This is a genomic window from Streptomyces sp. NBC_00299, assembly GCF_036173045.1.
Taxonomy (GTDB): domain Bacteria; phylum Actinomycetota; class Actinomycetes; order Streptomycetales; family Streptomycetaceae; genus Streptomyces; species Streptomyces machairae.
Window position 1 is genome coordinate 7,875,068 of sequence record NZ_CP108039.1, and the last position, 19,054, is coordinate 7,894,121.

19 protein-coding genes are annotated in these 19,054 nt (G+C 70.0%); 15 read left to right on the forward strand and 4 right to left on the reverse strand.

Annotated elements, in window-relative coordinates; genetic code table 11:
- Positions 1-74: 74 nt before the first annotated feature.
- From OHT51_RS35200 to OHT51_RS35240, 9 genes are all read left to right on the forward strand, one after another.
- Positions 75-722 carry a riboflavin synthase gene (locus OHT51_RS35200; protein WP_328882938.1) on the forward strand — a complete coding sequence of 216 codons (648 nt, stop codon included), beginning with the start codon at positions 75-77 and terminating at the stop codon, positions 720-722.
- Positions 719-1,360 (forward strand): nicotinamide mononucleotide transporter family protein, encoded by a 642-nt coding sequence (locus tag OHT51_RS35205; protein ID WP_328882939.1) that lies wholly within the window; start codon positions 719-721, stop codon positions 1,358-1,360. The genes OHT51_RS35200 and OHT51_RS35205 overlap by 4 nt, the downstream gene beginning before the upstream one ends.
- Positions 1,357-2,724 carry a bifunctional 3,4-dihydroxy-2-butanone-4-phosphate synthase/GTP cyclohydrolase II gene (locus OHT51_RS35210; protein WP_328882940.1) on the forward strand — a complete coding sequence of 456 codons (1,368 nt, stop codon included), beginning with the start codon at positions 1,357-1,359 and terminating at the stop codon, positions 2,722-2,724. Before OHT51_RS35205 ends, OHT51_RS35210 begins: the two co-directional genes overlap by 4 nt.
- Positions 2,725-2,749: 25 nt before the next feature.
- Positions 2,750-3,235, forward strand: a complete 486-nt coding sequence (gene ribH / locus OHT51_RS35215; RefSeq protein WP_328429037.1) for a 6,7-dimethyl-8-ribityllumazine synthase — start codon at positions 2,750-2,752, stop codon at positions 3,233-3,235.
- 34 nt (positions 3,236-3,269) lie between these two features.
- Positions 3,270-3,542 carry a phosphoribosyl-ATP diphosphatase gene (locus OHT51_RS35220; RefSeq protein WP_030946750.1) on the forward strand — a complete coding sequence of 91 codons (273 nt, stop codon included), beginning with the start codon at positions 3,270-3,272 and terminating at the stop codon, positions 3,540-3,542.
- A 49-nt stretch (positions 3,543-3,591) separates the two neighbouring features.
- Complete coding sequence (hisG, locus tag OHT51_RS35225; protein WP_328882941.1) at positions 3,592-4,440, forward strand: ATP phosphoribosyltransferase; 849 nt, start codon at positions 3,592-3,594, stop codon at positions 4,438-4,440.
- Between the two features lie 19 nt (positions 4,441-4,459).
- Positions 4,460-4,918 (forward strand): PH domain-containing protein, encoded by a 459-nt coding sequence (locus OHT51_RS35230; RefSeq protein WP_328882942.1) that lies wholly within the window; start codon positions 4,460-4,462, stop codon positions 4,916-4,918.
- A gap of 221 nt (positions 4,919-5,139) precedes the next feature.
- Positions 5,140-6,471 carry a hemolysin family protein gene (locus OHT51_RS35235; protein WP_328882943.1) on the forward strand — a complete coding sequence of 444 codons (1,332 nt, stop codon included), beginning with the start codon at positions 5,140-5,142 and terminating at the stop codon, positions 6,469-6,471.
- Entirely contained in the window at positions 6,468-7,556 is a 1,089-nt protein-coding gene (locus OHT51_RS35240; RefSeq protein ID WP_328882944.1) for a hemolysin family protein, read from the forward strand. Before OHT51_RS35235 ends, OHT51_RS35240 begins: the two co-directional genes overlap by 4 nt.
- A gap of 24 nt (positions 7,557-7,580) precedes the next feature.
- On the opposite strand, the gene OHT51_RS35245 is transcribed toward OHT51_RS35240, so the two are convergent.
- Positions 7,581-9,446: an AAA family ATPase gene (locus tag OHT51_RS35245; RefSeq protein ID WP_328882945.1), complete on the reverse strand. Its 1,866-nt coding sequence runs from the start codon at positions 9,444-9,446 to the stop codon at positions 7,581-7,583.
- Positions 9,447-9,876: 430 nt separating this feature from the next.
- Positions 9,877-10,497, reverse strand: coding sequence for a uridine kinase family protein (locus tag OHT51_RS35250; RefSeq protein ID WP_328884548.1), 621 nt, complete (start codon positions 10,495-10,497; stop codon positions 9,877-9,879).
- Between the two features lie 243 nt (positions 10,498-10,740).
- On the opposite strand from OHT51_RS35250, the gene OHT51_RS35255 reads away from it, so the two are divergent.
- The 5 genes from OHT51_RS35255 to OHT51_RS35275 all read left to right on the forward strand — a co-directional run bounded on the left by OHT51_RS35255 (position 10,741) and on the right by OHT51_RS35275 (position 15,897).
- Complete coding sequence (locus OHT51_RS35255) at positions 10,741-11,694, forward strand: hypothetical protein (protein WP_328882946.1); 954 nt, start codon at positions 10,741-10,743, stop codon at positions 11,692-11,694.
- Between the two features lie 37 nt (positions 11,695-11,731).
- Positions 11,732-13,273, forward strand: coding sequence for an amino acid permease (locus OHT51_RS35260; RefSeq protein ID WP_328882947.1), 1,542 nt, complete (start codon positions 11,732-11,734; stop codon positions 13,271-13,273).
- Positions 13,274-13,524: 251 nt separating this feature from the next.
- Positions 13,525-14,886: a peptidase C39 family protein gene (locus OHT51_RS35265; RefSeq protein ID WP_328882948.1), complete on the forward strand. Its 1,362-nt coding sequence runs from the start codon at positions 13,525-13,527 to the stop codon at positions 14,884-14,886.
- A gap of 63 nt (positions 14,887-14,949) precedes the next feature.
- A complete protein-coding gene (locus OHT51_RS35270; RefSeq protein ID WP_328882949.1) occupies positions 14,950-15,090 on the forward strand; it encodes an SCO1431 family membrane protein in 141 nt (46 codons plus the stop codon).
- 147 nt (positions 15,091-15,237) lie between these two features.
- Positions 15,238-15,897: a TetR/AcrR family transcriptional regulator gene (locus OHT51_RS35275; RefSeq protein ID WP_328882950.1), complete on the forward strand. Its 660-nt coding sequence runs from the start codon at positions 15,238-15,240 to the stop codon at positions 15,895-15,897.
- A gap of 64 nt (positions 15,898-15,961) precedes the next feature.
- On the opposite strand, the gene OHT51_RS35280 is transcribed toward OHT51_RS35275, so the two are convergent.
- Positions 15,962-17,203, reverse strand: coding sequence for a glycoside hydrolase family 18 protein (locus OHT51_RS35280; RefSeq protein WP_328882951.1), 1,242 nt, complete (start codon positions 17,201-17,203; stop codon positions 15,962-15,964).
- Between the two features lie 338 nt (positions 17,204-17,541).
- Between OHT51_RS35280 and OHT51_RS35285 the strand changes: the two genes are divergently transcribed.
- On the forward strand, positions 17,542-18,714 hold the full coding sequence (locus tag OHT51_RS35285) for an acyl-CoA dehydrogenase family protein (protein WP_328882952.1): 1,173 nt from the start codon (positions 17,542-17,544) through the stop codon (positions 18,712-18,714).
- Here OHT51_RS35285 and OHT51_RS35290 read toward each other — a convergent pair.
- Positions 18,677-18,925: a hypothetical protein gene (locus OHT51_RS35290; protein WP_328429049.1), complete on the reverse strand. Its 249-nt coding sequence runs from the start codon at positions 18,923-18,925 to the stop codon at positions 18,677-18,679. The two genes, OHT51_RS35285 and OHT51_RS35290, sit on opposite strands and share 38 nt — an antisense overlap.
- Positions 18,926-19,054: the final 129 nt, after the last annotated feature.

Genomic DNA, 19,054 nt, shown 5'->3' on the forward strand with positions numbered 1-19,054 from the left:
GTCTCTGCTCGTACATTCTGTCGTCATCGACAGCCCCGGAGTCCGTGCCCCGATGTGGCAGGAGGACCCGGGAAGTGTTCACCGGAATCGTCGAAGAGCTGGGCCAGGTCACGGCCGTCGAGACCCTCGACGACGCCTGTCGCTTCCGACTGCGTGGCCCCGTCGTCACCGAAGGCGCAAAGCACGGCGACTCCATCGCCGTCAACGGCGTCTGCCTCACGGTCGTCGACCACGAGGGCGACGAGTTCACCGCCGACGTCATGGCCGAGACCCTCAACCGCTCCAGCCTGGGCGCCCTCACCGTCGGCTCCCGCGTCAACCTCGAACGCCCCACCGCCGTGGGTGACCGCCTCGGCGGCCACATCGTGCAGGGCCACGTCGACGGCACCGGCGAGGTGCTGGACCGCAAGCCCTCCGAGAACTGGGAGATCGTGAAGATCTCGCTCCCCGCGGACCTCTCCCGGTACGTCGTCGAGAAGGGCTCCATCACCGTCGACGGCATCAGCCTCACCGTCGTCGACGCCGGACCCGACTACTTCACCGTCAGCCTCATCCCCACCACCCTCGACCTGACCACGCTCGGCCTCAAGCAGCCCGGCGACCCGGTCAACCTCGAGGTCGACGTGATCGCCAAGTACGTCGAGCGGATGCTGGGCGACCGGGTCTCCTCCGACCAGGCCTCCGCCGGCCGCGGCTCGTCCGAAGGGGCGACGGCCAAGTGAACTCGCTGAACTCCGAGGCCTTCACCCTCTTCGGCCAGCACATCCTCTGGTCGGACATGGTCGGCAACCTCTTCGGGCTGGCCGCCCTCGCCCTCGGCTGGCGGCGCTCGATCTGGACCTGGCCCGTGCAGTTCCTGGCCGGCCTGATCCTCTTCGGCGCCTTCTACGGCCACCTCACCGGCAGCGCCGGCAAGCAGGCCGTCGTCATGCTCGTCGCCCTGTTCGGCTGGTGGCAGTGGCAGCGCGGCAAGGGGCAGGGCGAGGACGGCCACATCGCCGTACGGTTCGCCACCTGGCGCGAGCGCGGGGCGATGGCCGCGGCGGCCGCCGCCGGCACCGTCGCGGTGGCGCTGCTCTTCAAGGCGTACCCGACCCTGTCCTGGGACCCCTGGCCCGACGCCTACATCTTCGTCGGCACCGTCGTCGCCATGTACGCGCAGGCGCGCGGCATGGTCGAGTTCTGGTTCGCCTGGCTGCTCGTCGACCTGGTCGGCGTGCCCCTGAACTTCGCCAACGGCTACGCCTTCTCCGGCTTCGTCTACGTCATCTACGGCGCGCTCGTCCTGTGGGGCATGCGCGACTGGTGGCTGCGCTCCCGCAAGGAAGCGCGGCCCGTCCTGGAAGGAGCGCCGGCATGACCACGGCACCCGTTCTGCACAGCACCCACAAGGCCGAAGGCTTCGAGGACTGGTCGCTCGACCCCGTCGAGCAGGCCATCGCCGACATCGCCGCGGGCCGCCCGGTCGTGGTCGTCGACGACGAGGACCGGGAGAACGAGGGCGACCTCGTCATCGCCGCCGAACACGCGACCCCCGAGATCGTCGCCTTCATGATGAGCGAGTGCCGCGGCCTGATCTGCGCCCCCATGGAGCCCGAGGAGCTGGACCGGCTGGGGCTGCCGCAGATGGTCGAGGACAACACCGAGTCGATGAAGACCGCGTTCACGGTCTCCGTGGACGCCTCGGGCGCGCACGGCGTGACCACGGGCATCTCGGCCTCCGACCGGTCGACCACGCTCCAGCTCCTCGCGAGCGGCAAGGCGGAGCCGTCGGACCTCGTCCGCCCCGGCCACATCTTCCCGCTGCGCGCCAGGCCCGGCGGCGTCCTCGTCCGCAACGGCCACACCGAGGCCGCCGTCGACCTCGCCCGGCTCGCGGGGCTGCGCCCGGCCGGCGCCATCGTCGAGATCGCCGGCGAGGACGGCGAGATGCTGCGCCTGCCCGAGCTGATCCCGTTCGCCCGCAAGCACGGCCTGACGATCATCTCCATCGAGGACCTGATCGCCCACCTCCAGGGCACCGAACTCCAAAAGCCGGCCGCGCAGGAGCCGACCCGGGCCGAGCAGCGACCGGTACCGGCCGAGCCCACCGTCCGCCGCGAGGCCGAGGTCCACCTGCCCACCGCGCACGGCACCTTCACGGCGTACGGCTACCGCTCCACCGTCGACGGCGTCGAGCACGTCGCCCTCGTCCACGGCGAGATCGGCGACGGCGAGGACGTCGTCGTCCGCGTCCACTCCGAGTGCCTCACCGGCGACGTCTTCCACTCCCTGCGCTGCGACTGCGGCCCCCAGCTGGAGGCGGCCCTGGAGCGCATCCAGGCCGAGGGCCGGGGCGTCGTCGTCTACCTGCGCGGACACGAGGGCCGGGGCATCGGCCTGATGTCCAAGCTGCGCGCCTACGAACTCCAGGAGCGCGGCCGCGACACCCTCGACGCCAACCTCGAACTCGGCCTGCCCGCCGACGCCCGCGACTACGGCGCCGGCGCACAGATCCTGGCCGACCTCGGCGTGCGCAGCGTGCGCCTGCTGACCAACAACCCCGACAAGTCCGACGCGCTCCTCGGGCACGGCCTCAAGGTCACCGAGCGGGAGCCGATGCCCGTACAGGCGGGCGAGCACAACCTGACGTACCTGCGCACCAAGCGCGACCGGATGGGACACGACCTGCCCTGGCTGGACCCGGCACCCGTGGCCCCCCTGACCACCTGCACCAACCAGTAACAGCACACCGAGGAGACCTGAGAACGTGAGCGGCAAGGGCGCACCCGAACTGTCCGTACGCAATGTGGGCGACCTGCGGGTCGCGGTCATCGCGGCGCAGTGGCACGAGAAGGTGATGGACGGTCTGGTGGACGGCGCCCTGCGCGCCCTGCACGACCTGGGCATCGACGAGCCGACCCTGCTGAGGGTCCCCGGCAGCTGGGAACTCCCGGTGGTCGCCAAGGTCCTCGCGGGCCGCGGCTACGACGCGATCGTCGCCCTCGGCGTCGTCATTCGCGGCGGCACCCCCCACTTCGAGTACGTGTGCCAGGGCGTGACCCAGGGCCTGACGCAGGTGTCGGTCGAGACCGGTGTCCCGATCGGCTTCGGCGTGCTGACCTGCGACACCGAGGAACAGGCCCTGGACCGTGCGGGCATCGAGGGGTCCAACGAGGACAAGGGGCACGAGGCGGTGACGGCGGCCGTGGCGACCGCGGCGACCCTCCGCTCAGTATCTGAACCCTGGCACTGACGAAAGGCACATGTGGCATAGGCTGAGCGTCACCATGTCCAATAAGACGTTCGAGGAGCTCTTCACCGAGCTCCAGCACAAGGCCGCCCACGGCGACCCCGCCACTTCCCGCACCGCCGAGCTGGTCGGCAAAGGCGTCCATGCCATCGGCAAGAAGGTCGTCGAAGAGGCCGCCGAGGTCTGGATGGCCGCCGAGTACGAGGGCAAGGAAGCGGCCGCCGAGGAGATCTCGCAGCTGCTGTACCACGTCCAGGTGATGATGGTCGCCCGCGGCATCTCCCTGGACGACGTCTACGCCCACCTCTGAGCACCACCACCCCAGCACACCGCAAGAGCGAACGAAGGAAGCCGACCTCATGCTGCGCATCGCCGTCCCCAACAAGGGTTCCCTGTCCGGCCCTGCGGCGGAGATGCTGCATGAGGCCGGCTACCAGCAGCGCCGCGAGTCCAAGGAACTGCGGATCGTCGACCCGGTGAACGAGGTCGAGTTCTTCTACCTGCGCCCGCGCGACATCGCGATCTACGTGTCCTCCGGCAAGCTCGACATCGGCATCACCGGCCGCGATCTGCTGATCGACTCCGACGCGGACGCCGAGGAGATCCTGCCGCTCGGCTTCGCCCGCTCCACCTTCCGCTTCGCCGCCAAGCCCGGCACCGCGCACGGCATCGAGGACCTCAAGGGCAAGACGGTCGCCACCTCCTACGAGGGCATCGTGGCCGGCCACCTGGCCGAGCAGGGCATCGACGCCTCCGTCGTCCACCTCGACGGTGCCGTCGAGACCGCCATCGAACTCGGGGTCGCCGAGGTCATCGCCGACGTCGTCGAGACCGGTACCTCCCTGCGCAACGCGGGCCTGGAGGTCTTCGGCGAGCCCATCATGAAGTCCGAGGCCGTCGTCATCCGCCGCACCGGCGCGGACGCCGAGGAGACCAAGGTGCAGCAGTTCCTGCGCCGCCTGCAGGGCGTCCTGGTCGCGCGGACGTACGTGATGATGGACTACGACTGCCGCGTCGAGCAGCTGGAGAAGGCCGTCGCCCTCACCCCGGGCCTGGAGTCGCCGACCGTGTCGCCGCTGCACAACGAGGGCTGGGTCGCCGTCCGGGCGATGGTCCCGGCCAAGGAGGCCCAGCGGATCATGGACGACCTGTACGACATCGGGGCGCGGGCCATCCTGACCACGGCCATCCACGCCTGCCGCCTCTGAGTCGAGGGGCCGTACACCGATGTCTTCCGAACTGCCCACCCTGCCCGTCACGTTCCGGCCGGGTCGCACCCGGGCCGTCCTGCTCACCGCCGGCACCGCGATCTTCGTCGTCATCACGGCGGTCGCGCTGCTGCTGGAGAAGCTCGGCCCGGGGGAGCGGCTCAGCTTCGTCTTCACCGGCGCGCTGATGTTCGGCGTACTGGCCATGCTGGCGCGCGTGAAGGTCGTCGCCGACGAGTCCGGCGTCACCGTGGTGAACATCGCCACCAGGCGCCGTCTGGCGTGGGCCGAGATCGTTCAGGTGAACCTCCGCCCCGGCGACCCCTGGGTGTTCCTCAACCTCAGCGACGGCACCAGCCTGCCCGCGCTCGGCATCCAGCCGGGCATCGCCAAGCAGCGCGCCATCGCCGACGCACGCACCCTGCGGGCGCTCGCCGAGGCCCGCTCCATCAGGGATACCGAGGAGCAGCAGGGCTGAGAGGGGCCACAAGGGCTGACTCGGGGGCATTCCCCCTGCCGTAAATCGCGATGTCTTGATTAATCTGTTGGCGGAGGCGTTTCTATGACGCCTCCGCCTTTGGTGGTCCAACCGGCCATCAGAGGTCCCCTGCTACCCGAGGAGTGATTCCCTCCAGCGATGGACGGATCGTCCTGTAGTACCTGCGCCGCCCCCTCCCGACATACCGGGGCGGCGGCATCATGAGCATCCCCTTGCTGCTTCTCGCAGCCGCGTTCCTCCTGATTCTCGCCAACGGCTTCTTCGTGGCCGCCGAGTTCGGCCTGGTCACGGTCGAGGCGACGGACGCCGAGAAGGCCGCCGCGGAAGGTGACCGACGGGCCCACCGGGTCGTCGAGTCGCTCAAGGAACTGTCCTTCCAGCTCTCCGGCACCCAGCTCGGCATCACCATCACCTCCCTGGTCGTCGGCATGCTCGCCGAACCGGCGCTCGCGGAGCTGCTGGGCGGCCCCTTCTCCGCGATCGGCATCCCCGAGGGCGCGGTGTCCGGTGTGGCCGTGGTCGTCGGCATGCTGCTGGCCTCGGCCGTGCAGATGGTGATCGGCGAGCTCGTGCCGAAGAACTGGGCGGTGTCCCGGCCGATGCAGGTCGCGCGCTTCGTCGCCGGCCCGCAGCACGCCTTCGCAACTCTGTTCCGCCCGGTGATCGCCGGCCTGAACTCCGTCGCCAACCGTCTCGTCCGCGCGCTCGGCATCGAGCCCGCCGAGGAGCTGGCCTCCGCCCGCACGCCGGGGGAGCTGGTCTCCCTGGCACGGCACTCCGCCCAGGCCGGCGCCCTGGAACAGGACACCGCCGACCTCTTCGTACGGACCCTGTCGCTCGCCGAACTCACCGCGCAGCACGTCATGACCCCGCGCGTGAAGGTCAGCGCGCTCCAGTCGTCGGCGACCGCCGAGGACGTGGTGAACCTGACCCGCGCCACCGGTCTGTCGCGCTTCCCGGTCTACCGGGAGAAGATCGACGAGATCGTCGGCATGGTCCATCTGAAGGACGCCCTGGCGATCCGTTCGAGTGATCGTCTGCGCACCCCGATCGGCCGCATCGCCCGCCCGGCACTGCTGGTCCCCGAGACCCTCCCGGTCCAGCCCCTCCTCGCCCAGCTGCGCAGCGAGCAGCCCATCGCGGTCGTCGTCGACGAGTACGGCGGCACGGCCGGGGTGGTCACGCTGGAGGACATCGTCGAGGAACTCGTCGGTGAGGTCCGTGACGAGCACGACGACGTGCTCAACGAACCGCCCGAACTCGCCGCCGCTCCGCCGGAGGACGGCCGCCCCGCCTGGGACGCCGACGGCAGCTGCCGCGTCGACATCCTCCTGCGCATAGGACTCGACGTGCCCGAGGGCCCGTACGAGACCGTCGCCGGGCTGGTCGCCGACCTGCTCGGGCGTATCCCGGCCGTCGGCGACAAGGCGGAACTGCCGGGCTGGCGGCTGTCGGTGCGCCGGGTCGGCCACTACCGCGCCGAGCGCGTCCGGCTGGTCCGGACCGGTGCCGTGGTGGAGGTCGCCCGATGAGCGTGCTCCAACTCCTCTTCGCCGCGCTGCTCGTGCTCGCCAACGGATTCTTCGTCGGCGCCGAGTTCGCCCTCGTCTCGGTCCGCCGCAGCCAGATCGAACCGCTGGGCACGGCACGGTCCCGCCAGGTGCTGTACGGCCTGGAGCGGCTGCCGCAGATGATGGCGGCGGCCCAGTTCGGCATCACCGTCTGCTCCCTGACGCTCGGCGCGGTCGCCGAGCCGACGGTGGCGCACCTGCTGACGCCGGTGTTCGAGTGGATCCACCTGCCGCACGGCCTGATCCACCCGCTCACCTACGTCATCGCGCTCGCCGCGGTGGTCTTCTTCCACCTGGTCATCGGCGAGATGCTGCCGAAGAACCTGGCGATGGCGGCGCCGGAGAAGGCCGCGCTGTGGCTCAGCCCCGGCCTGGTCTGGTTCGCCCGCTTCTGCAAGCCGATCACCGTGGCCCTCGGGGCCGTGTCGCATGCCATCCTGCGGCTCTTCCGGGTCGAGCCCAAGGACGAGGTCGAGGCGGTGTTCACGAGCGAGCAGCTGAACCGGCTCGTCGAGGACTCCGGCCAGGCGGGGCTGCTCGACCCCGAGGAGCAGGAACGTTTGGAGGACGCCCTGGAGCTGGGTTCCCGCCCGGTGACGGACGTCCTGCTGACGCGTGAGTCCCTGGTGACCGTCAGCCCGTCGGTCACCCCCGGCCAGATCGTCGCGCTCACTGCCCGCACCGGTTACTCCCGCTTCCCGGTCGCGGCGGAGAACGGCGCCTTCATGGGCTATCTGCACGTGAAGGACGTACTGGACCTGGAGGAGTCGCAGCGCGCGGTGCCGCAGCAGGTGTGGCACCCGATGACGACGCTGCGCTCCGAACTGCCCCTGGACGACGCCCTCACGGTCATGCGCCGGGCCGCGACACACCTCGCCCAGGTGGCCGACGCGTCCGGCAAGGTGCTGGGGCTCGTCGCGCTGGAGGACGTACTGGAACTCCTGGTCGGCGAGGTACGGGACCCTGCGCACCGGGAGCTGCCGGAGGTACGGGTGACGGCGCCGCGGGTGAACACCGGGGAGCCGGAAGAGGCACTGGCCGGCTGATCGCGCACCGGCTCGCGGGATCCGTCACATGGCCGACGGATCCTGCGGGCCCCTTCCCGACAGCACTTCTCCGTACGCCTGCATCAGATCAGGCAGCCGCAGCGTCGACAGGTCGTCCCTCGTCAAGGCTCCCGGATAGGTCGACAACCGCAGATCCCGGTACGCACAGCTCTTCTCGTACAGCGTCCGCAGGAACCGCCCGTTGCCCAGTTCGTCGATCCACCCCTGATCGACCACATGCCCGGCGATGGAGCGCAGCTCGTCCAGCGCCTCCTCGTCCCACACATCCCCGTTCTCCGCGGCGAGCACCTCGCCGATCGAGGTCAGTTCGAGGGGACGGTACGAGGGGAAGTCGACGCGGGTCGTGAAGCGCGAGGACAGGCCGGGGTTCGCGGCCAGCAGCCGGTCCATGCCCTCGGGATAGCCGGCGAGGATCACCACCAGGTGGTCCCGGTTGTCCTCGGCCCGCTTCAGCAGCACCTGGAGGGCCTCGTCGCCGTACGCGTCGCCCTTGCCGTAGCCGGAGTTGGAGAGGGAGTAGGCCTCGTCGACGAAGAGGACCCCGCCGAGCGCGGAGTCGATGAGTTCGTTGGCCTTCACGGCGGTCTGGCCCAGATACTCGCCGACCAGGTCGGCCCGCTGGGCCTCCACGAGATGGTCGCCGCCGAGGAGCCCGAGGGCGTAGAAGACGCGGCCCAGAATGCGGGCGACTGTGGTCTTGCCGGTGCCGGAGGGGCCGGAGAAGACGAAGTGCCGTTTGGGCGGCTGCACCGGCAGGCCCTGCCCGGTGCGCAGCCGGGCCATGTTCAACTGGGCGGACAGCGCCTTGACCTGCCGTTTCACGGGCTCCAGCCCGACCATGCGCTCGAGCTCGGCGAGCGCCTCCTCGAGTAACTGGGGGTCGGTGGGCCCGGCGGGCAGGTGATGCGCCGGTACGGCCGTCTTCTCGCGCACCGCGGGGTCGACCACCGACGGCAGCGGACCGGTCGGCGGTAGATCGGGGTCCGACAGCTTCAGGTCCCGTCCCTCGAAGCCGAAGAGCGGGTCGAGTCCGTCGGGTCCGTCGCCCAGGTCCGGGCCGATCCCGGTGAGGGTGATCGCCGCGAGGTCGGCCGGGTCGTCGTATCCGTCGCCCTCGGCGATGGCCGCGAGCCGGGCCGAGGTGTCCATGAAGGCGGGGTCGACGCGGTGCACGGCACGGTAGAGCGGGAGAGCGGCGGCGGACCGGCCCGTGCCCTCGTGCGCGCGGGCCAGCCAGTACCGCAGCTCCTTGCGCTGCGGCTGCTCGCTGCGGCACCGCATCAGCGCGGCCGACAGCAGCGGCTCGGCCTGCCCGTACATCTCCAGCCGGACCCGCGCCATGCCGCCGAACAGACCCGCCTCGATGCCGAGCATCGTGTCGTCGAGCAGTGGGTCGGTGTGCCGGACGAGCTGGTCCCAGTCCTTGACCAGATAGGCGCGGCAGGCGTGCAGGAAGCGGACCTGGTGATCGGTGTCCACGGGCGGGAGCCCGGCCAGTGCCCGGTCCAGCTCCGGGACGTGCCGGCCGTCCAGCCAGTGCGAGGCGTGCGCCAGCAGCAGATCGCGCGGGCTCTCCAGCACCGGCTGCACCCACCAGCCAAGCCAGTACCAGGAGTTGATGCTCCGCCGGTGCCGCGCGCGCTGTTCCCCGAAGCGGTCCCGGTGCCGGAACATCCGCAGCAGCGCGGTCGTCGTGTCGACGCGCAGCGCGTGCAGACCGAGCCAGCCGTCGGCCATCCCGGGATCGATCCGTACCGCGGTGCGGAACTCCTCCTCCGCCTGCGGATAGGCCCCCATCGTGTAGGCGTCCACACCTCGCAACCAGGCGAGGTCGGCCGGGGCCTCGGGGCCCCGCGTGCCGAAGTCCATCACGTCCCCCACAAACCGTGCCCCCGTCGGTTGGCCGACCGCTCGTCCGTCGGCCGCCGTGGTCGAACCGCCGTGCCGCGGACCGGAGTTGCAACGGTGCGCAGAGCAGCCGTCCGTAGGTCGCACCGATGGCATCGTACCTGCGAGGGTGTCGCCCGCCCCAGGGTGCCGCACCGGCCGTTTGTCGAGGTGGGAGCAGATCGGGCGGAGCGCCCTCGGTGACCGAGGGTGAGCGAATCGCGCCTCTCGGCGTCCGAAAAGTGGAGTGAGGGCAGAACGAAGCCCCCGATCACGGGGGAACAACCGGGGGCTTCGCGTCTGCGGGGCGGCCTCGAATGACCGCACATTCAGAACGTAAGTCCTGTACGGCCCCCGGGTCAAGCAGAGTTGAGGCACTCCGCGAACTTGCCCAGAAGGGCTCTTCACAAGTTCAGCACATTGCCGATGGGTCGTCACCCTGTGTGATGGCGTGGTCCGGTCCATTGGTCCCGGCAGGCCCACGAACCACCTCATATCCCTTCCCGCACTGCAGAACCAGAAGGTCGGCGAAGGGTCTGGACGGGTCCTCGGTGAAGTGCTTTCGCTCCGCCCCGACCCACCCGTCCCAGAACTCCCGCTGCTCCTCCCCGTCCCGCGCGCGGCCCCTCGCCCAGGACTCCTCGCGGGGCACTTCCATCCAGAGCAGCTGGGCGAGATACGGGCGCAGCGCACGGCGGCCGGCGCCGACACCCTCGACGAGCATCACCGGAGCGGGCGGCAGTGCGCGGGGCGGTCCGAATCGGCGGGCCCGCCAGTCGTAGGGCGTGCAGTGGGCGGTCCCGCCCTGTGCGAGCGGTTCGATGACCTGGCTCAGCAGTCGCTCGGTCCACTCGAACAGCTCGTCGTGGCTCGCGATGTCGTCGAGGCGCAGCACCGGGGCGTCGCCGAGTGCCCGGGCCAACTGCCCGGCGAACGTGGACTTTCCGGAGCCGGCGTGTCCGTCGACGGCGATCAGGCGGACCGGGCCGCAGGACGGGGGGAGACGGCGGAGCCGGGTGGCGAGGTCGTGAATCGTTTTTCCTGAAGTGAGACGGGGCGGTGGGCATATTTCGTTGGAACATTCTAGTAGTGGGTGAAAGCGGATGCGGAGACGGGATGAGAAAAGGTGTCGCTTTGAACTAGCCGGCGGATGTCCACAATGCCGCCGAAAAACTCAAGCCACCACACTGAAATCTGCGTTCCGGTTGAGCCGCACGCTGAGTAAGGTGCCTGGTGTGCAACTGTGAGGCGCCGTAACGGGGATGGGCTGGGACAGATGGCCGCGGGGTTATTCGAGGGGCAGTATGTGTGGCATCCGGCGGCCGACGACCGCGTGCTCGCGAGCGTATGCGTCGATGTCCGGGCCGGGCGGTATCTGAGCGCCCGCGATGCCCTGACCGAAACGCGCGGTCACTTCGCCCTGCGGGCCCATCGCTCCCTCGTGCTCGCCTCGGAGGCCGCCGACTCCGATCTCGTCGAGCGCTGGCTCGCCGAGGAACCGGGACCCGAGGCGGCGCTGCTGTGGGCGCGGGTGGCGGTGCTGCGGGCGCTGCGCGCGGCCGACGTGCGTGACCCGCGCACCGAGGCGCTGGAGCGGATAGCGCTGGCGGCCTGCGACCGGGCCGCGACGGCGGACCCCGACGATCCCACGCCCTGGGTGGCCAAGCTGGCCATGGCCCGGCTGCACCGGCTGCGCGACCGGGCGCCCCGCGGACTGCTCACCGCCCCGCCCGGGCCGTGGCGCCTGTTCGCGCACATCCTCTCCATCGACCCCTGGCACCGCGAGGCCCACCACCGCTTTCTGGCCTGCTTCTTCACCCGGTACGGCGGCTCCGTGACCGCCGCCTGGGACGTCGCCGCCTTTCTCGGCCAGCGGGCGCCCGCCGACTCGCCGCTGAGGCTGTTGCCGCTGGTCGCCCTGGTGGAGTGCTACGACCCGACCCAGCTGCTCGCCGACCGGGTCTGGGAACAGCCGCAGTGGCGCACGACCGCCCTGGCGATCCACCACCACTGGCTGCCGACGGTGACCGACTACCCCTTCACGCCGGTCCTCGACCTGGCCTATCTCGCGCATGCCCTGGTCATGGCCCGGCACGAGGAGGAGGCACGCGCCGCCTTCACGGCGATGGGGCCGTACGCCTCGCGCATGCCCTGGTCCGTCTTCGGCGACCCGGCCGAGCAGCTGTCCCGGGCGCGCCGCGCCTGCGGCCTGCTCGTGCCGGGCGCCTGACGAACCGCAACCCCCCACCAAGAGAAAGGTCCGGCCCGTGTCAGAACGGATGACGGCCCCGCGTGCCCGAGCACGCGGGGGAGCCGATCCGAGCGCGCTCGACGACGACGCGACCCTGCATGCGATGGGTTATCCGAGAAAACTCACCCGCCGCTTTCAGGCGTTCGACAATTTCGCCATCTCATTCACCATCATCAACATAATCTCGGGAATCTTCTCGGGTTTCGGTTTCGGTCTGAACGCGGGCGGTCCGAGCGTTCTCGTCTTCGGCTGGATCGGCGTCTCCGTCATGGTGCTCTTCGTGGGAGCAGCAATGGCGGAAGTCGCCTCCGCCTATCCGACGAGCGGCGCTTTGTACTTCTCCGCCGGAAAGCTCGCCAAACGGCACAAGGGCGCCTGGTCCTGGTACACCGGCTGGCTGAACTTCGTCGGCCAGGTCGGCGGCACGGCCGCCACCGGGTACGCCGCCGCGACCTTCATCCAGGCGTTCATCGCCCTGCAGTGGCCCTCCTACGAGCCGTCGGGCCACCGGACGGTGCTGATCACAGCGCTGATCATCGTGCTCCAGGGGCTGGCCAACACCTACACCGTGCACCTGGTGGCCGTGCTGAACCGGATCTCCGTGTGGTGGCTGCTGATCGGGCTGGTCGTCATCGTCAGCGCTTTGATCGTCATGCCCGATCAGCATCAGTCGGCTTCGTTCGTCACGCATTTCGCGAACAACACCGGTTTCACGAGCGGCCTTTACGGCGGGATGCTCGGTCTGCTGGTCACGAGCTGGACCTTCACCGGCTTCGACGGCAGCTTCCACATGTCCGAGGAAACGGTCCGGGCGACGGTCAATGCCCCGCGGGGCATCACGCGGGCGATCGCATACTCGGCGATTGCGGGACTGCTGCTGATGCTCGCATTGGTCTACAGCATTCGTGACTACGACCGCGTGGCGAGCGCCGACGCACCGCCCGTGCAGATCCTGATCGACGGGCTCGGAGTGGGCACCGCCAAGGTGCTGCTGCTGGTCGTGATCGGCGCGATGCTCTTCTGCGGCCTCGCCAATCTCACCAGCAACACCCGGCAGATCTTCGCCTTCTCCCGGGACGGCGCGATGCCCGGCTCCCGCTGGTGGCACTCGGTCTCGCCGCGCACCCGCACCCCCGTCAAGGCGGTGTGGCTCGCGGTCGCCTGCTCGCTGGCGCTCGTGCTGCCCGGCTGGTGGTCGCACACGGCGTTCACGGCCATCGTCAGCGTCAACGTCGTCGGCCTGTTCCTCGCGTACGCCGTCCCGATCCTGCTCCGGCTGCGCCTCGGTGACGAGTTCCAGCCGGGGCCGTGGCATCTGGGCCGCTGGGGGCGGCCGGTCGGGGTGGTGGCAGTGACCTGGATCCTGCTCAGCAGCGTCCTGTTCATGCTGCCGCACGCCTCGCCGGTCACCGCCGACACCTTCAATTACGCACCGGTCGCGCTGGCCGGCGTCCTGGCGGTGGCCACGGTGTGGTGGTTCGCCTCGGCCCGCCGCCGCTTCCACGGCCCGGTCAGCTACGGCCGCCCCGACGAGGTCGCCGCCATGGACCTCGTCTGACGATTCGTCACCCTTCCCGGCGTACGCCACTGCGGCGGCGTACGCCGGGACCCCTGCTCGCTCATCCCACCCCGCCCGCACGGCGGTTACAGGGCCGGCAACCGCCCTCAGGTCATGCCACTGGTCGACACCAATATTGGTGGGGCGCGCCAGGCGCCAAGTGCTGGCAGACGAAGGCGCCCGCGGTCATAGTGGGCGGACAACCGTGCACCGGACCCGCCCGACTCGGACACCTGGGGGTTCTTCCGCCCATGAGCAGAGCCGAACAGCCGTCCCGCAGAATCGTTCTGGCAGCCGCGGTCGCCGCAGCCGTCACCGGCAGCGCGGGCTCCGCGGTGGCCGACGTCCGTCCCGAGGCCAAGGACCCGGCCTCCGCCCCGGCCCGCACCGTCGACAACCGGTTCTGGACCTCGTACGCCGACTGGCGCAGCGGCGCGGCCCGGGGCACGCGTGCCGTCGCCGGCGCCCGCCCCGGCATCGTGATCGCCAAGCCCGCCGGCAGCACCGACTACACGGACCCGCACACCGGCAGGACCGCCCGCTGGGAGTACGCGACCTGGACGTCCCCCGTCCACCGGCTCGCCGTCCCCGCGACCGAGGCGATCGCCTCCTGGAACGCGCACACCCCCGACGGCAGCTGGCTGCAGATCGAACTGCAGGGGACGTACTCGGACGGCGGCGCCACCCCCTGGTACGTGCTGGGCCGCTGGGCCGCCGGCGACCAGGACATCCGGCGGACCTCGGTCGACGACCAGAGCGACGGCAAGAGCAGCGTGTGGACGGACACGTTCGCCATCGACGACCCGGCCACCGGGTTGCGCCTGGCCTCCTACCGGCTGCGGCTGACCCTCTACCGCAAGCCCGGCACGAAGATCACCCCCAAGGTCTGGCGGGCCGGCGCGATGGGCTCCGACGTCCCCGACCGCTTCACCGTCCCGGCCTCCACACCCGGCCGCGCCCGGGAGCTGACCGTCCCGCGCTACTCGCAGGAGATCCACGTCGGCCAGTACCCCGAGTACGACAACGGCGGCGAGGCCTGGTGCAGCCCCACCTCCTCGCAGATGATCGTCGAGTACTGGGGCGGCCGGCTCACCCAGGAGCAGCTGGCCTGGGTCGACCCGGCGTTCGCCGACCCCCAGGTCTGCCACGCGGCCCGGTTCACGTTCGACTACCAGTACGACGGCTGCGGGAACTGGCCGTTCAACGCCGCCTACGCGGCCACCTTCAAGGACATGCAGGGCGTCGTCACCCGGCTCGGCTCGCTCACCGAACTGGAGAGGCTGATCGCGGCGGGCATCCCGGCCATAACGTCCCAGTCCTTCCTGAAGCAGGAGCTGACCGGAGCCGGGTACGGCACGGCCGGGCATCTGATGACCGTCGTCGGCTTCACCGCCGACGGCGACGTGATCGCCAACGACCCGAACTCGCCGAGCAACGAGGCGGTGCGGCGCGTCTACAAGCGGCGCGAGTGGGAGAACATCTGGCTGCGGACCAAGCGGTACAACGCCGACGGCAAGGTCGTCTCCGGCACCGGCGGCGTGTGTTACCTCTACTTCCCGGCGCGTCCGACCCCGAGCCAGCGCGCGGCGCTCGCGGCGGTGGGGGTGCGCTGAGCGGGTTTGTGCTGTGAGCAACCTCTCTGCCGCATTTGCCGTTCGCGGTGGCAGGGTGGGCGTATGACCGCGCACTCAGCCACCGCCACCCGCGTCCGTACCGGCGGCCCGAAGGAAGACGGCCCTAAGTTCCTCGAGCACGTGATGGGCTGGACCCTCGTGGTGGTCGTCGCGATGCTGGTCACGCAGCTCGGTCTGCTGTGACGTGACACACACGGGTCCCTTTGACCGGACATCTGCCGACTCTGCTGTAGAGCGGCTCCATCAAAGTCGATCAGAATCGAACGAGCAGCTGGCGTCCCTCTGCCATACTGCGGATGTCCTGCCGCCCGTTGGATAACAGGGTCGAAATTGAATATCAGTCAACAGCGCGACGCGGCCCGCCCCCGGGCCCACGGCACCGAGCGCTCGATGGCGCGCCGTGCCGAACTCATCGTCATCGGGCGGAAGCTGTTTGCCGACACGTCGTACGACGCGCTCTCCATGGACGACATCGCCCGGCAGGCCCATGTCGCCAAGGGGCTCATCTACTACTACTTCCAGTCCAAGCGCGGCTACTACCTCGCGATCATCGAGGACTCCGTCGCCGACCTGGTCACCTTCGCCGCGAGCGGCCTCGAACTTCAGCCGGTGGACCGCGTCCACCGCACCATCGACAGCTATCTCCGCTACGCCGAGCACAACCAGGCCTCCTACCGCACCATCGTGAGCGGCGGCGTCGGCTTCGACACCGAGGTGCATGCCATCCGGGACGGTGTGCGCGAGGCGATCGTGGCGACCCTGTCCGAAGGCGCGTACGGCCGTACCGACATCGCCCCGCTCGCCCGGATGGGCCTGCTCGCCTGGGTGTGCAGCGTCGAGGGCGCCACCCTCGACTGGATCGACCGCCCCGAGCTGCCCCGCGACACCATGCGCGAACTGCTGGTGAAGACGCTGGGCGGCGCCATGCGCGCCATCGAGGAGATGGACCCCGCCTACCCGGCACCGGAGCCGGCCCGCCGCGACGGCTGACCCGGGACACGACAAAGGGGCGGAGGTCTCGTGGTCCTCCGCCCCTTGCCCCCCGTGCGACCGGCTAGTTGATCGCCTTGATCAGCTCACCGCCCGTCGTGTCCCCGCTGAGCTCCCAGAAGAACGTCCCGCCGAGCCCCTGCTGGTTCTTGTACGTCATCTTCGTCGCGATGGTCGCGGGGGTGTCGTAACTCCACCAGTTGTTCCCGCACTTGGCGTACGCGGTGCCGCCCACGGTCCCGGTCGCCGGGCACTTGGTCTTGAGGACCTTGTAGTCCTCGATGCCCGCCTCGTAGGTGCCTGCGGCCGCCCCGGTCGCCGTGCCGCCGGGTGCCGACTGGGTGACGCCGGTCCAGCCGCGGCCGTAGAAGCCGATGCCGAGCAGCAGCTTGGACGACGGGATGCCGAGGCCCTTGAGCTTGGCGATGGTCGCCGAGGTGTGGAAGCCGGCCTTCGGGATGCCGGAGTAGGAGTTCAGCGCGGAGTGCGGAGCCGTCGGACCGGTCGCGTCCCAGGCCCCGAAGAAGTCGTACGTCATCGGGTTGTACCAGTCGACGTACTGCGCCGCACCCGCGTAGTCCGCCGCGTCGATCTTGCCGCCGCTCGTCGCGTCGGCCGTGATCGCCGCGGTGACCAGGTTGCCGGAGCGGAACTTGGCGCGCACCGCCGACATCAGGTTCTTGAACGACTCCCGGCCGCTTGTGTCACAGGTGGCGCCGCAGGCGTTCGGGTACTCCCAGTCGATGTCGATGCCGTCGAAGACATCGGCCCACTTGGAGTTCTCGACCAGGTCGTAGCAGGACTGGGCGAACGCGGCGGGGTTGCGGGCCGCCTCGCCGAAGCCGTTCGACCAGGTCCAGCCGCCGAAGGACCACAGGACCTTCAGGCCCGGGTGCTTCTTCTTGAGTTCGCGCAGCTGGTTGAAGTTGCCGCGCAGGGGCTGGTCCCAGGTGTCGGCGACGCCGTCCACGGACTCGGCCGCGGTGTAGGTGCGTTCGGTCGCGGCGTAGTTGTCGCCCATCGCGCACTTGCCGCCGGTGACATTGCCGAACGCGTAGTTGATGTGGGTCAGTTTGGCCGCGGAGCCGGACGTCTCGATGTTCTTGACGTAGTACTTGCGGTCGTACGTGCCCCATTCGGTGAAGTAGCCGATGACCTTGGAGCCGGCGGCCAGTCGCGGCGCCGAGGGGGCGGGTTCCGCCGTGGCGGTGCCGGCGCCGGCGAGCAGCCCGGCGCCGAGGACGGCCGCGCAAGCGGCGGACACGAGCGCCCGGAACCGGACGCGGGGGCGGTGCGAAGTGTGCATCGGGATGTCTCCTCCGTGGGGGAGAGGGGAGCTGTGCCGATTGGCATGAACGCGATGATGTGAACCGCTCCGCCAAGGTAGGAGGACTAGACCAGTACGTCAATGGTTCGGACCAATTTCGGTACCGCGGATAACTTGCTGGATACTTCTTGGAGTGAGCGGTCGTTAACTGGTGACCGGTTGCCTCCGATCGGGCATACTCACAGCGCACAGCCGCTGTTCAGCAGCTTCCGAGACCCGGAAATTGCGAGCATCGGACCGGCACCAGTGAGACCCGGCGGAGCCGCCCCACCCAAGGCGTACGTCCGCCGACGTGCCCGACAGGGAGGATCGTCGACATGCCCGACCGCGCCCCGCAGCCGGTGGACCGTCAACTGCCCACGGACGAGGCCCGGGATCTGATCTCGCTCGTCCGCGACATCGCGCAGCGTGAGATCGCCCCGAAGGCGGCCGAGGAGGAGGATGCCGGACTCTTCCCGCGGGAGGTCTTCACCCTGCTCTCGGAATCGGGACTGCTCGGCCTGCCCTACGACGTCGAGTACGGCGGCGGCGACCAGCCGTACGAGGTCTACCTCCAGGTCCTCGAGGAACTCGCCGCGGCCCGCCTCACCGTCGGCCTCGGCGCCAGCGTGCACACCCTGGCCTCCTACTCCCTGGCCGCCTACGGCACCAAGAAGCAGCAGGTCGAGCACCTGCCCGCGATGCTCGGCGGCGGACTGCTCGGCGCGTACTGCCTGTCGGAGCCGGCGTCGGGATCGGACGCCGCCTCGCTGCGCACCAAGGCGGTGCGCGACGGCGACGACTGGGTGATCACCGGCACCAAGGCCTGGATCACGCACGGCGGCATCGCCGACTTCTACACGGTTCTGGCGCGCACCGGCGAGGACGGCCCGCGCGGGATCACCGCCTTCCTCGTGCCGGGTGACGCGCAGGGGCTGAGCGCGGCGGCGCCCGAGAAGAAGATGGGGATGAAGGGCTCGCCCACGGCCCAGGTCCACTTCGACGGGGTCCGGGTCGGTGACGAGCGGCGCATCGGCGACGAGGGCCAGGGTTTCGCGATCGCCCTGTCCGCGCTGGACTCCGGACGGCTCGGCATCGCGGCCTGCGCGATCGGCGTCGCTCAGGCGGCGCTCGACGAGGCGGTGACGTACGCGACCGAGCGCCGGCAGTTCGGCAAGCCGATCGCCGACTTCCAGGGCCTGCGCTTCATGATCGCCGACATGGCGACGCAGATCGAGGCCGGCCGCGCGCTGTACCTGGCGGCGGCGCGGCTGCGTGACGCCGGCCGGCCGTTCTCCAAGCTGGCGGCCATGGCCAAGCTGCACTGCACCGACACGGCGATGAAGGTCACCACCGACGCCGTCCAGATCCTCGGCGGGTACGGCTACACCGCGGACTTCCCGGCCGAGCGTTACATGCGCGAGGCCAAGGTCCTGCAGATCGTCGAGGGCACCAACCAGATTCAGCGGATGGTCATCGCCCGTCACCTAGCAGGTCCCGAGGGACGCTGAACTGACCGCGCTTGACCTGCGGCGCCGCGAGCCGGATCCACTCCGGGTCGTGGTGCCCGGGCAGGGTGCGGCCACGGTCGGCCCAGGTGCGCATCAACTCGCGGTAGATGGGCGGATCCGGCTGCTGCGGAGGCGCCGGTGCAAGCGTTCCTGCGGGCCGCGGCACGAAGATGCGGCGCTGCGGTCCGGTCGCCGAATAGGTGGGGGGCATACCAGGGCAACGCGGAGGTGGGCGGACAAGTCACCGCTCGCCGAAATCGGGCGTGAGTTCACGGACGTCCGGCTCGCTCTCTGGTCACGTACGGCTGTCTGACGTACCGTCAGCCCAGCCGCCGCCAGG